The 15,987-nt window shown below is 34.0% G+C and carries 13 protein-coding genes; 10 read left to right on the forward strand and 3 right to left on the reverse strand.

Features of this window, described 5'->3' with window-relative positions:
- The first annotated feature begins 101 nt into the window (after positions 1-101).
- On the forward strand, positions 102-251 hold the full coding sequence (locus tag AB4Y30_RS07895) for a hypothetical protein (protein WP_368654937.1): 150 nt from the start codon (positions 102-104) through the stop codon (positions 249-251).
- 56 nt (positions 252-307) lie between these two features.
- Here the strand turns inward: AB4Y30_RS07895 and AB4Y30_RS07900 are convergent, their stop codons facing one another.
- Entirely contained in the window at positions 308-1,207 is a 900-nt protein-coding gene (locus tag AB4Y30_RS07900) for an acetamidase/formamidase family protein (protein WP_368654938.1), read from the reverse strand.
- 176 nt (positions 1,208-1,383) lie between these two features.
- Here AB4Y30_RS07900 and AB4Y30_RS07905 point away from each other — a divergent pair, with 176 nt between their 5' ends.
- The 9 genes from AB4Y30_RS07905 (at position 1,384) to AB4Y30_RS07945 (ending at position 10,948) form a co-directional block, all read left to right on the forward strand.
- Positions 1,384-2,604: an MFS transporter gene (locus AB4Y30_RS07905; protein WP_368654939.1), complete on the forward strand. Its 1,221-nt coding sequence runs from the start codon at positions 1,384-1,386 to the stop codon at positions 2,602-2,604.
- Positions 2,605-2,775: 171 nt separating this feature from the next.
- Positions 2,776-3,729, forward strand: a complete 954-nt coding sequence (locus AB4Y30_RS07910; protein WP_368654940.1) for a M23 family metallopeptidase — start codon at positions 2,776-2,778, stop codon at positions 3,727-3,729.
- Between the two features lie 616 nt (positions 3,730-4,345).
- Positions 4,346-4,978 (forward strand): TetR/AcrR family transcriptional regulator, encoded by a 633-nt coding sequence (locus AB4Y30_RS07915; protein WP_368654941.1) that lies wholly within the window; start codon positions 4,346-4,348, stop codon positions 4,976-4,978.
- A 10-nt stretch (positions 4,979-4,988) separates the two neighbouring features.
- Positions 4,989-7,304 carry an ABC transporter permease gene (locus tag AB4Y30_RS07920; protein ID WP_368654942.1) on the forward strand — a complete coding sequence of 772 codons (2,316 nt, stop codon included), beginning with the start codon at positions 4,989-4,991 and terminating at the stop codon, positions 7,302-7,304.
- A 3-nt stretch (positions 7,305-7,307) separates the two neighbouring features.
- A complete protein-coding gene (locus AB4Y30_RS07925; RefSeq protein WP_368654943.1) occupies positions 7,308-8,066 on the forward strand; it encodes an ABC transporter ATP-binding protein in 759 nt (252 codons plus the stop codon).
- 357 nt (positions 8,067-8,423) lie between these two features.
- On the forward strand, positions 8,424-8,612 hold the full coding sequence (locus AB4Y30_RS07930) for a hypothetical protein (protein WP_368654944.1): 189 nt from the start codon (positions 8,424-8,426) through the stop codon (positions 8,610-8,612).
- Complete coding sequence (locus AB4Y30_RS07935; RefSeq protein ID WP_368654945.1) at positions 8,612-9,526, forward strand: ATP-binding cassette domain-containing protein; 915 nt, start codon at positions 8,612-8,614, stop codon at positions 9,524-9,526. Before AB4Y30_RS07930 ends, AB4Y30_RS07935 begins: the two co-directional genes overlap by 1 nt.
- Positions 9,527-9,532: 6 nt before the next feature.
- Entirely contained in the window at positions 9,533-10,249 is a 717-nt protein-coding gene (locus tag AB4Y30_RS07940; RefSeq protein ID WP_368654946.1) for an ABC transporter permease, read from the forward strand.
- Between the two features lie 54 nt (positions 10,250-10,303).
- Positions 10,304-10,948, forward strand: a complete 645-nt coding sequence (locus AB4Y30_RS07945; protein ID WP_368654947.1) for a class I SAM-dependent methyltransferase — start codon at positions 10,304-10,306, stop codon at positions 10,946-10,948.
- A 52-nt stretch (positions 10,949-11,000) separates the two neighbouring features.
- On the opposite strand, the gene AB4Y30_RS07950 is transcribed toward AB4Y30_RS07945, so the two are convergent.
- Both AB4Y30_RS07950 and AB4Y30_RS07955 read right to left on the reverse strand, forming a co-directional pair.
- Positions 11,001-14,087 carry an ATP-binding protein gene (locus AB4Y30_RS07950; RefSeq protein ID WP_368654948.1) on the reverse strand — a complete coding sequence of 1,029 codons (3,087 nt, stop codon included), beginning with the start codon at positions 14,085-14,087 and terminating at the stop codon, positions 11,001-11,003.
- Positions 14,088-14,494: 407 nt separating this feature from the next.
- The gene (locus tag AB4Y30_RS07955) at positions 14,495-15,793 is read right to left on the reverse strand and encodes a glutamine synthetase family protein (protein ID WP_368654949.1); all 1,299 of its coding nucleotides are present in this window, start codon (positions 15,791-15,793) and stop codon (positions 14,495-14,497) included.
- Positions 15,794-15,987 lie beyond the last annotated feature (194 nt).

The raw sequence follows: 15,987 nt of genomic DNA on the forward strand, positions 1-15,987 counted from the left end.
TTATGCAAGCACTCAATTTTGGGTGCTTGTTTTTTATTCCAAATAATATGAATAAAAGAAAATAGGAAGGAGAGGATAAGAGTAAAAAGAAGGTGAACACATTGAAGAAAAAGGAGAAAGCTAAAGAGCAACAGCAGAGTAAATCAGTAGAGTTTTCCAATGAGTTTCTAGAAGGGCTAGAAGAAAATATGAAAAGCCCGCAGCAGGATAAAAAGAAGCTCAAAAATTGGCGTCGAGAAAATAAGAATTAAAGAGAAAGAGATTGGGAAGAAAAACCATCATATTTTTCCCAATCTCTTTTTCCGTGTTATTTTAATGTGATATTATATTTTTCTAATATATTTCGCGGTAATTCCATCCTTGTTGTTTTTAATGGGTTAACAATTTGGCATATTTTTAAATCGCCAACTAATGATAAAAGCATTCCAGCCTCTGCAGCTGATAGTTTTACTTGCTCTTCTAAAAAGGCATGCATATTCTCAGTTGCACGAACCGAAGCTTCATCTAATGTGTCTGCTGCAGCAATTGTCATTAAATGTGTATCATTAGTTAAGAATGGAAGTGGGTATTCCTGACCCTCAAGTACAGTTACTTTTACTGTTGTTTTGGAAGGAATTTCCAAACCGCAAATAAGTACTTCACCATCGCTCATTACTGCATGGGCATCTCCCATTGCAAGCATTCCTCCGGCAACATTGACAGGTAAATACAATGTTGCACCTTTAGTAATTTTTTTACAGTCCATATTTGCACCATGATCTCCAGGCGAACCAGTTGGAATATCACCTTCTTTTGGAGCTGTACCAATAACACCAATCATCGGATCAATAGGGATTTCAATATGCTCACTAAAAATAGCTTTTCCATCTCTTATTGGGATTATTTTAGTGGTTTCCTCGTTAATTCTATTTTTCAATGAACCAAGACCTGGTACAGTAGCCATCACACCTTGATCTGCAATCTCAATATCTAAAATTTCTACTTTTAAAGTATCTCCAGGGTTTGCACCTTCAACATACAGAGGACCTGTAGCAGGGTTAATCTTATCCCAACCAACCTTACTGAATTTATCTGCTGTCGTCTCTAGTTTATTACTAAAACAATCATAAGCTTCAAAAACAACCGTGCTACCGGAAGGAACCGTTTCAACAGCTTCATGTTCTGGTGACATGGATATTACAAATTTTTCTTTAGGAATTATTTTCATGAAAAGTACCTCCTGTTTTTATATTATATTTCTCAGTATAACAAACTCGTCTTTGAAAACGAAATGAAGTATCAGAAAATTAAGTGCTTTCTTAATCAAATGAAAAATATGTTACAATAATATGAACTTCGTTAAAAAATACAATAAACCAGTAAGAAGGGGGAGTGAAGCGGATAATGCCTACAGTAAATCGGCAAAAGAAAATACGTTCATTAAAAGATGGAGCTTTATGGGGGATTTGCTTAGGTCATACATTTACCCATTGGTATTCAGCTAGTTTTTATATTTTATTACCTTATATTACGTTAGAGCTTGGTTTATCTGTTGCCCAAGCAGGTGCGCTTGTTACGGTAATGTTTATTGCTAAAACATTGATTGGTATGCCGATTGGTGCGATAACAGATATGACTTCTAGGAAGAATTTATTAATGGCTATTTCACTTTTGTTATCAGGAATACCATTTCTTTTTATGGGATTATCACATGCGTATTGGCTGATTATGTTGCTAGTTATTATTATGGGAATTGGGAATGAGATGTGGCACCCAGCATCATTTGCGACATTGTCCAGTAGATTTCCAGCACAAAAAGGTGTTGTTTTTGGATTACACGGAATGGCAGCTAATTTAGGAGATTTATTAGCACCTATCATTATTGGAGGGTTAATTGCAACAATTGCTTGGCGTGAAGTTGTATTTTGGAATGTTGCTCCTGGAATAATCGTTAGTATTATTATATTAATCTTATTGCGTAAGGTAGCAGAAGATAAAAAGCAAACACAACAACAGGATGATACTGTTACAATAAGTGATTACATAAAAAGCTTTAAGCAGGTTATCCAAAATAAAACAGTATTATTATTAGCTTTAGCGAGCGGCTTTCGCTCTATGGCGCAAACAGGATTAATGACATTTTTACCATTATATTTAGCGCTAGATATGGAGTTATCTCCATTATGGGTAGGTGTGTATGTTTCCATTCTACAAGGTGGAGGTTTATTATCAGCACCAATTGTAGGGGCAGTATCTGATAAATATGGTGCAAGAAAAGTTGTAAACTCTGGAATGATATTGACTTCGGTGATGGTTCTAGTAATGACATTTATCCAAATTAATTGGTTATTAGTAGGATCCATTGCGGTGATCGGATTCTTTTTATATGCACTTCGTCCAGTTATGCATGCCTGGGCCATGGAAACTACACCAGATGAGATGGCAGGTACTACAACAAGTTTGGTGTTTACATCCCAAGCCTTAATGGCATCCGTATCGCCAATGATAGGCGGTTTCTTAGCAGATATGTACGGATTTACTGCTGCGTTCTATTTCATTGCGGCTGTTATTTTAATTGGAAATTTCGTAATAGTAATTATTCCTAAATCTGAAAATGTAGCTTGATAAGACCTGACTTTTATAGCTAATTTTTTAAAAATTTCTTCCCATTTTCTCGGCGTTAAAGCTGATTTTCCTATATCGATTGAATACAATCAAAAAGATAGTTACACTTAAAGATAAGTATTGAACATTTTACAATTGTACCAATGTGCAGAGAAAAAGAGGGATAAATACATGAAAGCTTACTTAACCATTTTTTTGAGCCTTTTCTTAGCTGTTATTTTAAGTGGATGCGGAAAAGCAGAAAAAGACCCAGTGGAGAATGAAACGGCGATATCTCCTGACCAATTTACAGATCGCTTTTTAGCAGGTGATTTCGAAGCGTTATATAATCAGACTAGTGATGATTTTCAGGATATGGTAACACTAGAATCCTTTATTGAACTCGGAGAGGGTTTTAATGCAGATGTAGAAGGCTTTGAACTTGTATCGGAGATGCCTATAGACCATGTGACAGAATATCAATGGATCAGTGAGCGTGGGGACAAAGGAATTCGAAGTTATTTCTTAGAGGACCACACGATCGAAGGTATGCAGCTTATGCCACTTTCTGTTTTTCCAGAAAGTGATGAAAAGTATACTGAAAACATCTATCAAATGCCAATAAATGAAGAATGGTATACTTTTTGGGGTGGTACCAATGAGCTTGTCAATTATCACTACGCGCATGAAAATCAACGATATGCTTATGATCTCTTAATAGTAGAAGCAGGCAATAGCTTTGATGGTGATTCAGAAGATAATGAAAGCTATTTTGCTTTTGGAAAAGAAGTGCTTGCTCCTTTAGAGGGTGTCGTTGTGTCTACGGAAAATAGTATTCCTGACAATACACCACTTGTTGAAACAAACGCAGAGGAGCCCCTCGGCAATCATGTCATTATCGAACATAAAAATAATGAATACAGTGTGATTGCGCATTTACAGGAAAACAGTCTACAGGTTAGTGAAGGGGATAGTGTAGCAGCAGGAGATGTAGTTGGATTAGCTGGTAACTCGGGGAACTCAAGTGAGCCTCATATCCATTTCCATGTAGCAGATGGCGAGGACTGGGAGAATGCAACTTCCATCCGAATAAATTTTAAGAATGGAGAAGAACCAGTTCGTGGAGAAACAACTACTGGTTTTTGATGCAATAAATCTTAAAAAAGATCAGAATTGCCTAGAATCACAAGCTAGTTTTTTAATAGGGACTGGCTTGTGATTTTAAATTGGTAAAGGGATTAAATCTTTTTTCAGCAAGACTACTCCTAACATTTTTATACTTCTATTCTATAAAATGGATGAGTGTTGAATATTTCCTATCTAAAAAATATTTGAATCAACATACCGATTGCAAAAAGAGCATATGCAAACTGAATAACAACGTACATGGTTAATTCAAAAGGTGTAAGTTTTCTTTGTTTTTTCGTTTTATGTAAATGTCGAAAATAGAAGCTCCCACTAAGAATGAGTAATACAATTGCTATTACAATTAAAATTTCTGAAAAAATCAACATATATACACCTCACTTTCCCTTACTATTAAACATTCCACACTGAATATTGAAAGACAATATAAATCCCTTTTAAATTCATTCTAACATATTCCTCCTACAATAATACTTCGCTCTGTAGTACTGCTATCCATGGTTTTAGAATAAAATAAGCCTAGGGTCTAATTGCATATTTTGAGTTTTTTGATTATAATTTGAATTAACTTATTTAATCGACAGACAGACGGTCTAATGATGGAAGGATGATAGATATGAGGAAAACTAAAGAAGCTCAGGAAAGAAGAAACGAAATTTTAGATGTAGCAGAGGCCTTATTTAATGAGCAAGGTTATGACGCAACAAGTACAAATGATATCTTAAAAAAGATTGGAATTGCCAGAGGTACACTTTATTATCACTTTGAAAGCAAAGAGGCCATTATGGATGGAATTATTGATCGTTATAACAGAAAGGTGGTAGCAGGCGTACAATCAATTGTTGGGAGAAAGGAAATACCTGTTGTCAGTCGATTACTAATGGCAATTACTTCATTGAATGTAAGTGGATCTGTCTCTGAAGAATTGATGACACATATTCATAAGCCACAAAATGCCCTGATGCATCAGAAGATTCAGCAGGTGCTATTTAAAGATATCACACCAATTTTCACAGAAATTATTCAAAGTGGTATAGATGAGAAAATATTTCATACACCTTACCCTTATGAAAGCGTAGAAATGTTATTAGTATATGCTGTTACTATTTTTGATGATGGAACAATTGAATTGACAAAAGAGGAGCAAATGCAGCGAATGATAGCTTTTGCATATAACGTGGAGAGATTACTTGGAACAGAAGAAGGAATGATCAGTCAGCAGTTAATGGAAATTTTAACAAAAGAATAGAGGAAATAGGATGTTTTTTCAAATCATACGAAATGATTTTTTGAGAAATAAATTAATCAGTGTAACAACGATGCTATTCATCACTGCTGCAACAATGCTTGTAAGTATTGTTGCTATTTTAACTGTTAATCTTGTTGGATCTATTGATACATTAACAAAGCAAGCTAAAATACCAGATTTTTTGCAAATGCATAATGGAGATATTGATAAGGAAAGATTACAAAGCTTTGCAATTGAACATAAGAATGTAAAAGATTTTCAAGTACTGGACTTTCTAAATATAACAGGATCAAAAATTCAATTAGGTGAAAATAGTCTGATTGATAATATCCAAGACAATGGCTTTTCAACCCAAAGTCCAAATTTCGATTATTTATTAGATTTGGATGGCCAACCAATTGATCCAGCTGTAGGAGAGCTATATGTACCCATTGGTTATATGAAAGAAGGAATTGCTCAGGTTGGGGATCAAGCTAAAATTGCCGGAAAAGAATTTCAAATCGCAGGCTTCCTAAGAGATGCACAGATGAATTCGCCATTAGCCTCCTCCAAACGTTTTTTAGTGCATGAACAGGATTATCAGGAACTGGCTTCAGAAGGAACCCTCGAATATTTAATCGAATTTCAGTTGAAAGACTCATCTAAAACCAATCAATTTGAGACGGCATATGCGGATGCAGGTTTGGAGGCAAATGGACCGACACTAACTGGTGGTTTATTCAAGGTTATTAATGGATTATCTGATGGCATTATGATAGCAATGATTCTATTAATAGGCTTTTTAATTGTGATGATTGCCTTTATGTGTATTCGTTTCACCTTATTAACTAAAATTGAAGAGGATTATCGAGAAATTGGAACAATGAAGGCAATTGGTTTACGGTTAGCAGATATTAAGAAGATTTATTTAGCTAAATATGCTGTAATTGCTTTGGTAGGCTGCTTAATAGGCTTAATTCTATCCTTTATTTTCAGTCATCCATTATTAGAAAATATTCGACTTTATATAGGTGAAAGTGATTATGCTAGCTGGAGTATTTTACTTGCGGTTTTTGGAAGTGGGTTTGTTTTTCTACTAGTTATTGGTTACATCCATTTCTTATTAAGGCGCTTTAGAAAAATATCTGCTGCCTCAGCAATTCGCACGGGGAGCCCAGAGGAAAAAACTGCTCGTAGAAATTACTTTTTTCTTAGCAAGAACAGGTTGCTACCAACCAATGTATTTATGGGAATAAAAGATGTATTTTCTAGGAAAAAGCTTTACGTGACGATGTTTATTGTATTATTACTTTCCTGTTTTATTATGATTGTTCCTTGGAATACTCACCAAACAGTATCTTCACCATCGTTCACAAAATATTTAGGCTTTGGAGATATGGATCTCATGATCAGTATGTATCAATCCGATGAACCATTAAAAAGCGAGCAGCAGGTTGTAAATTATTTAAATGAAGATAGTTCTATTAATAAATTTGTCCAAATCATTTCAAAATCTTTTAAAGCAAAGACAGAAGACGGTTTAGAGGAAAAAATAGTCATTGAACTTGGTGATCATGCTGCATTTCCAATTGAATATAATACCGGGAAAGCGCCAGAACAGCCTAACGAAATTGCTTTATCCTCTATGAATGCAGCAGCGTTTGAAAAACAAGTTGGTGATACAATAGAGATTATTACAGATAATGGAACAAAGAATTTTGTTGTATCTGGAATTTACTCCAATATTTTAAATGGCGGTAAGACCGCAAAGGCAAATTTTTCAGATGAAACGGCTCCAACGATGTGGCTGAACTATTATATCAAGCTAAGTGATACCAGTCAGATTGCTGCAATCGCTGAAGAAATGTCACAAGCATTGCCTTTTGTAAAAGTAACAGATGCCAATAATCATAAGCAGCAGGTATTCGGCACGACCATGGCGTCCATTAAAACTGTAGCAAAGGTTGCGTTGATTGTTGCTTTATTTATTACAGGATTAGTGAGTATATTATTTATGAAATTATTAGTGGCTAAGGATAAACCAGCCATTGCAATGTTAAAAGCAATTGGCTTCACCAATCAGGATCTTGCTAATCAATACGCAGTTCGTGGAATTTTCATCTTAATCATTGGTGTTGCCGGAGGAAGTATCCTAGCAAGTACCTTGGGTGAATCGATCACAGGGATGGCAATCTCCTTCTTTGGTGTGGATTCACTCACCTTTAGCAGTCATCCACTGATTTATTTGGGCTTTCCTGTATTGATGTTGTTTGTCACTTTGTTAGCTACTAAGCTCGGAACCAATCAAGCTGGGAAAATTACAATTGCAGAAAATATAAAGGAGTAAATTATGAAAAAAATAATAGATGGACAACAAATTCATAAGTCATTTGCTACGGACAAGAAAAAAGTTAATGTTCTTCGTGATGTATCTGTTAGCCTTTATGAAGGCGAGTTTATCTCTGTTATGGGACCTTCAGGATCAGGAAAATCAACGCTACTCTATGCTTTGAGTGGAATGGATACAATTGATAGTGGCGAGGTAATATTTAATAGTCAATCTCTTACAGCATGTGGAGAAACAGAGTTATCAGATATTCGCAGACAACAAATGGGTTTTGTCTTTCAGCAACCAACATTTTTGAAAAATTTAACTATTATTGATAATATCGTACTTCCAGCAATGCGAGATAATCGAAAAAAGAGAAAATCAATCGTAAATAATGCGCAGCAGCTTTTGGAAAAAACAGGGATTGGTGATTTAGCCTATCGAATGCCAAATCAAGTGTCTGGAGGACAGCTACAAAGAGCGGGAATTTGTCGGGCTTTAATTAATGAACCGAAAATTATTTTTGGAGATGAACCAACTGGAGCACTAAATTCAAAATCTGCTGAGGAAATTATGAGGTATTTCCTTCAAACAAATCAAGCTGGCATGACGATTTTATTAGTGACACATGATGCGAAGGTTGCTGCTCAAAGCGAACGGGTATTATTTATGAAAGACGGGCAAATTGTCGATGAATTACAGTTAGGAAAGCTGTCGAATCAAGTTTTGGATAACCGAATAGAAAAAGTAACAAGGAAAATGCTCAAGGTAGAGATGTAGATCGTGCAGGCGCTACTCAAACACCTGAACTTAAACAAGTACATTTATTTTTTTATTAATTGCTTTTATAACTACTCTGATTATTCGAACTGTTTAGTTAATGTTCGATTTGAGAATTAGTAATAATAGAGACTAACTGAAAAACCCTTTTGATTAATTATTCAAAAGGGTTTTTACTATTTATTATAAAATACGGATAGAAAGTTGACTAAGCATATTTGAAGGTTAATCAAGATTTGGAGATCGATAACTTTTATTACAACATAGAGAATAATTCCTTGACTATATCCTTAGTTTAACTTATTCTATTTATAGACCGACAGTCAGTCTATTAAATTGTAAAAAGGAGAGGTGTAAATGAATAACGTAGAAGTAATTATCAAGGTATCGGAAAACTCTGGTGTTAACGTGAATGATTGTGAAAAGGTACTGAATGCGTTAGAGAATTTATTAGATGATGAATTATCTAATTCCAAAAGTATGGCCGGGGCATTTGAAAAGATTTATAAACTGATGACTTACTTTAACAAAAAGGGAAGGACATAATGGATCCTATTATTATGGTTAAGGATTTCACCAAAAGTTATGGAACATATCTTGCGGTTGATCATATTTCTTTTGAAGTGGAACGAGGTAGTATTTTCGCTTTTTTAGGACCTAATGGAGCTGGTAAAAGCACAACGATAAATACGCTTTGTACGATACTAGATAAGACTGCAGGATCGCTAATGATTGATGGGAAAGAAATAGAACAAAATAAAGATTATATTCGTAGCATGATAGGTGTTGTGTTCCAAGACCAAACGCTTGATATCAAAATGACAGTTGAAGAAAATTTAAAAATGCATGGGCATTTTTATAGTATCCCTAAATCGGTAATTAACGAGAGAATTGATTTTGTACTTGATTTAGTTGAATTAACTAAATGGAAAAAGGCAGTTACTAGTAATTTATCGGGCGGAATGAAACGACGGGTAGAAATAGCTCGTAGCTTGCTGCATTTACCAAAATTATTGTTTTTGGATGAACCGACAACAGGATTGGACCCTCAAACAAGGGCAAATATATGGGATTATATTGTCAAATTACAGAAGGAAGAGGATATTACTATCTTTTTAACAACGCATTATATAGATGAAGCTGAAATAAGTGATAAAGTAGCTATTATGGATCATGGAAAAATTATTGTTTTTGATGATCCAGAAACATTAAAAAAGCAATATACTCGCGATAAGGTAGTCATTTTAAGCTCAAATCCAAAACAATTAAGCGACTTACTCGAAAAATATGACTTAGTTTATGTTAAAGAAAAGAACCATTTCTCCTTAGAAGTAAATGATTTATCGATATTGACTAGGGTCATAAATGAACATCAATTATCCATTATCGATTTTGAAGTTCGCAAAGGAACATTAAACGATGTTTTTCTCGAAATTACGGGAAAAGATATTAGGGAGTGAATATAAGTGCGTATTATAACTGCATTATGTATGAGAAATATTAAATTGTTTCTAAGGAATCGAATTCAATTAATTTTAGTCTTAATCATGCCCTTTTTTTACTTATATTTATTAAGTACTATTTTTAAAAGTACAAATATTTCTGATCCAACAAACTATGTACTATCAGGAATTGTAATCATCGTTGTATTTCAAACATCTCTAAATATTGCTACCTCAACAATTGATGATATGGTATCAGGTTATATGAAGGAAGTGCTTGTAAGTCCGGCAAAGAGAATCCAAATAGTTCTCGGTCAAATTTTATCCTCGACGATTATTGCTACATTGCAGGGGGTACTCATCTTGATTGTTGGTTATTTTATTGGTTTGAAATATGAATCTATATTTACACCACTTGCTGTCTTAGTATCCATGGTATTTATTGGTCTTGTATTTTCGGCTTTTGGTTTGTTTCTGGCAGCCTCAATTAAAAATGCTCAAACCTTTCAAATTACTTCGATAGCAGTTACAACACCAATTACATTTTTATGTGGAGTTTATGTACCTCTTAGTCTTCTTCCAAATGGTTTACAATTTATAGCTATGTTAAATCCGATGACATATGCTGCGTCTTTTTTTAGAGCATTGAGCTTAGAAAGGTTGTCTTTAATAACCTTTACTAAAGTAGATTTTTCAAAAATGGATCGAACACAAATAAGTAAGAATATTTATGAACAATAAAATAACTGTGAAAGATTACTGAAAGCACTAGAGAAGGAAGAGAGGAGACTTTAAATGAAAAAATTTAAATTAATTACCTTAGCAATAATTCCAATTAGTATTATTATCTTTTATATGTGGAGGTTTGCTTCACGAAAACGTGAAATACCTTGTCCATTTTGGTTACGAGGTCTAGTGGAGATTGATAATCCATTTACCAAGGCTAATAAAGCTAGCGTTATTATTCGGCAATCTAACATTGAACCAGGAATGCATGTGATTGATTTTGGATGTGGTCCTGGTCGGCTTACGATTCCTCTAGCAGAGCGTGTTGGTGCTGATGGGAAAGTGTCAGCAGTTGATATTCAAGCTGAAATGTTAGCAAGAGTTGAGAAAAAGGCATCACACAGAAATCTGAAAAATATTCTATGTGTACAAGGAAGAATAGGAGAGGGAGAACTTCAAATTCCTCAGTCTGACCATGCTGTGATGGTGAGTGTTTTAGGAGAAATTCCAAATAGGCAAGCGGCTTTTAATGAAATATTTAATCTGTTAAAGCCAGGTGGGGTACTAACTGTGGCAGAAACAATATTTGATCCACATTTCCAAAAGAAAGAAACAGTTATCCAGTTTGCTAAACAAGCGGGATTTCAGGAAAAGGATTTTTCAGGTAATTGGTCAGCATACTCTGTGTTGCTGTCAAAACCAGTGATCAAATAATCATAAAAAAGTCGAATTCCAGTGTGTAAAGGAATTCGACTTTGAGTTATAGTTAAAACTTTACAATAAAAGAGATAGTTGTTCCTTGATCTATTGCACTTTTAATCTGGAGGCCTCGTCCAAAATGTCTGATTAATCTTTGATTTGTATTGATAAGTCCAATACCTGTTCGGCTATTATTTTTTCTCTTTAATAAATCTTTTAGTTGATCATCGCTCATTCCAACACCGTTGTCTTCAACAGCAATTTCTGCATAATCATCATAGACAGAAATTTTAATAATAACCTTTCCGCCTTTTATACGTTTCATAATTCCATGTCTTATAGCATTTTCAACGAGAGGTTGAATGGTTAAGAAAGGAATTTTTATGTCCTCATCTATATCGACCTGCCATTCTACCTGTAGTCGATCTCCAAAACGCACTTTCTCGATATTGAGATACGAACGAATAATATTTAATTCATCTTCTATTGGTATAAGCTCGTCAATATTTTGTAATCGAAGCTTACTTCTTAGAAATTCGCTTAGCTCATGTAATAAATCATTCATTTTATTTAAGTCAATTGCACTTAAAGCAATGATCGAATTCAATGTATTAAATAAGAAATGAGGCTGAATTTGAGACTGTAACCATGCGGACTCCAATTGTAATTGTTCTCGAACCGAAATTTTCATCATAGCAAGCGTGTTAACTCTAGATCTCAATTCCAACATTTCAACAGGTTTCGTTACATAGTCATTAGCTCCAGCTAAGAAACCGGCCTGCACATCTCTTGGATCACTTCTAGCAGTAAGTAACAGAATAGGGAGTTCTGTAATAGTATAACGCTCACGAATTTTCTTCGTTAACTCATATCCCGACATTTGTGGTAGCATTACATCAGAAATGACTAAATTCCATTCTTTTTTTACTAATTTTTTAAGTGCTTCTTTACCACTCATAGCTGTAGTAATTTCATATTGCTCAGCAGATAAAATGGATTGCATAACCTGTAAATTTATTGGATCATCATCTACAATTAGTATAGCTAATTGGTTTTTTGGCGTTTGTTGTAGTTGGGATAGACCTAACCTATTTGCGATTTCTATCTCTGTTAAATCACTAGAAGGCTCCAATAAATAATTAGTTGAGTCTTGCACAGAGTTAACCATTTTTTCCTCGCTATCCTTATCAAATGTAGCTAACGGTAAAGTAAAGGTAAAGGTTGAACCATCTCCAGGAGTTGAAGTTACTTCCATTTCTCCACCATGGAGTTCTACTAATTGTTTACTAATACTTAATCCTAAACCGAATCCACCTTCAATCATTGATTCATCTGTTACTTGTTCATAAGGTTGGAATAAACGCTGGAGAAACTTTTTATCCATGCCTTTTCCTGTATCAACAATACTAATTAAGGCTTTATCATCTTTAATAGCTGCACGAATGCTAATGGTACCTTCATCAGTGAATTTGATTGCATTATGAAGTAAGTTAAAAATCACTTGTACAATTCGATTCTCATCTGCATTCACAGGTGGAAAATCCTCTGGAATTTGATTTATGATTTTCACTGGTTTGACTTCAACAGTAAATTGCAATAAATCAATAACTCCAGTCACAACCGGCTGTAATACAATATTCTTTTTCTGAAGGAGGGGGCGTCCTTCTTTCAAATGGGCTACATCAAGTAAATCATTTAATAATAATGACATTCTTCTTCCAACCGTTAAAATGGTTTCAAGTTCATAAATACTTTGATCTTTCAATACCCGTTTTTCCCGAAGTAGAACAGATTGCGACATATTAATCATTCCATGAAGCGGATTTTTAAATTCATGGGAAGTATTTGCCAAAAATTGATCTTTCTGTTCATTCATTTTTTGTAATTGAGTAGCTAATTTCTCTGTCTTAGAATGTGTTAAGAAATAATTTCTTAACCAAATAGATGCAAAAAGACCTATGGCAATGATTAAATCAAATGGATAATAAGTTACGCTTATTCCAATTTCTCTCCAGTAAATAAGCCATGCAAAGTGATGAAGGGCTGCAATAAAAGAGAATAATAATAAAGTATTTTCCGTAACATCCTTATATATGGTTTTTACAATTGCAGTAATAGCAACCAATATTGCAATCCCAGCTAATAAATAATAAACAGGAAACATGGCAATGACTTGGCTAGGTGTTAAAAACAAGGTTATGATAGAAACTCCAATACTTATAATCGAAAAGAACGGATTTATTTTATCCCAATATGGAACCCTAAAATGATTTGTACATTGTAATAATGCTAAACAGACAATAGGAACCGTAGCATTTGCTATTCGGAAATCCCAATCATATCCAATATAAAATAATAAATGAAATAATTTCTCATCACTACTAAATAAATTCATTATGGCAAGACAAAATACTAATACAGAAAAATAAACAAGTCTTTTATCCCGATTACCTAGAAAAAATAAAATAAGAGAATAAATTGAATGCATTAAAAATATAGCAATAGCTACTACTTGCATAGCTATGGAAAATGTTCGATCCTTGGAAACTGCCTCTTCTGATCCAAATTTAATCGAACGAATAATTCCACTCTGTCTAATATCCTTGAAATTTGCCGCTTGAATAACAAGCTCAATCAAACCATTCTCATCTGGAGAAAAGGTCGTTAAATAAGGCAGGTTTTTAGCATGATAATCTTCCTTTGTTTCCCCAACTTCACCTGATCCAGCCAGCAACCTTCCGTTCACATAGACTTCAGAAGAACTACGAACACTTGGTACATGGACACTATAATTTGTTTCATCTTCTAGATCTACATAGATGCGTAAACGATAAGAACCATATCCATATGGACTTGGTTTCTCACTATTAAGCTTTTCATTCCATCTACCAGGTACTTGAATAAATTCGCTTGTTTGTTCACTAGTACTTATTTCTTCTTCATGATCTATTAACCATTGAGAAGGGTAGAATTCCCACTCACCATCAAGTAATAAAACTTCATCAGCTTTCCCATGCCAATTCAGTAAATATAATTCACCATTCTCTATAGATATATCAGAAGGATTATGAAATGTATTCATCCATAAAAAACGAGACCCTGATAAAACAATTACAAATATAATAGATACTAATAAAAAGTATTTTTTTCTCATTTAATCATCCAACGAATCATCCCGCAGAACCCTTTCTAAAATTTCTACTATCAAACATTTATCTATTTATCTAATATACTATATTTTAATACTGGAAAACGATAGACAATAGTAATTTATAAATGTTTTTGATAAACGGGTGGGTTAAGTGAGATATTATTCATCTTGGGCTTTTTGGAAAGTTACTCTCCCCAGTGTGCTCAGTAGGGAAGAGTAGACTTTCTAAAAAAACTTTATTATTTTTATTGACTCTGTAATTTATTTGCGATATATTAGGTTTTCTATCTACATACAAGTTTGGGATGTGTTTATATAATTTTTTATTTTTTTATTGACACAGTTAATAACTTACGATATATTAGAATTTCCCGATTCGTTCTATAAAGTAAGTTATTACTTTAAAAACGTTAACGATAGTATTCTTTTTCCCAATCTGTAACGTAAACACGATAAGCATCCCATTCTTTCTTTTTGCTTTTTAAATAACATTCGAATGCATGGTTACCGAGAATTTCTTTAATTAGTGTATCTTGTTTCATAAGATCTAATGCTTCTATCAATGTGCCAGGTAAAGTCTCAATGTCTTTCATTTCAGATTCAGATACGTGATATAAGTTTTCATATCGAGGATTAGGTATTTTTGATTTTTGTTTAATCCCTTCTAGACCTGAACGAATTAATACAGCTAATGCTAAGTATGGATTTGCACTAGGATCTGGATTTCTGATTTCAACACGAGTTCCATTTCCACGAGCAGCAGGAATGCGAATCGTACAAGTACGGTTTGATGGACTCCAGGCTATATATACAGGTGCTTCATATCCAGGTATTAGACGCTTATATGAATTTACTGTTGGGTTAGTAATTGCAGCATTTGATTTTGCATGTTCTAATATACCAGCGATAAAGTGTTTTGCAGTTTCGGAAAGACCTAGTTCATCCGATTTATCATAGAATGCATTTTCTCCATCTTTAAATAACGAAATATGACTATGCATGCCACTACCATTATCCTTGTTTAAAGGCTTTGGCATAAAAATCGCTTCTAGATCATGTTTATCAGCAATATTTTTTACAACCCATTTAAAAGTTTGAATAAAATCAGCCGTTTTTAAAGCATCCTCATATTTCCAATCAATTTCATGTTGTCCTGCCGCTACTTCATGGTGACTGGCTTCCACTTCAAAACCTAATTCTTCCAACATTAAAACAATTTCACGTCGACAATGGATACCTTTGTCTGACGGAGCTAAATCAAAGTATTCACCATCATCATTCACTTCATCTGTTCCTTTTTTGAAAAGAAAAAATTCTGGTTCTGGTCCTACAAAAGGTTCATATCCCAATTCTCTTGCCTCTTCAATAACCTTTTTTAACATACTTCGTGGATCTCCTTCAAAAGGAGTAGCGTCTGGGTGGTGCACACTACAGATTAGACGTGCTACTTTTGCGTTGCCTTCTAATTCAGAGGGGAGAATACACCAAGTATCTAGATCAGGGAATAAATACATATCACTATTTTCAATACTCGCAAATCCTTCAATAGATGAGCCATCAAACATAATTTGATTGCTTAAGATTTTCTCCAATTGACTTGACGGCACCTCAATGTTTTTGGACGTACCAAATAAGTCTGTGAACTCCAATCGAATAAAACGTATCGATTCTTCTTCGACTTCATTTAAAATCTCTTCTTTTGTACTCATGTCTCTTTCACTCCTTTTGATTTGAGGTTAGATTTTTAAATGAAAATCGCGTCTTCTTCTATCGGAAAGAAAACGCGGAAATCATTTGAAAAATCATTTTCTTAATTTAGCACACGATTTTTTCTAACGCAACTATTTTATAAAATTTTTTTCCAACAAAATACTATTTATTTGTGCTGAATTGGTTTATTTAG

It is taken from the genome of Ornithinibacillus sp. 4-3 (genome assembly GCF_040958695.1).
In the GTDB taxonomy this organism is placed as follows: domain Bacteria; phylum Bacillota; class Bacilli; order Bacillales; family Amphibacillaceae; genus CALAMD01.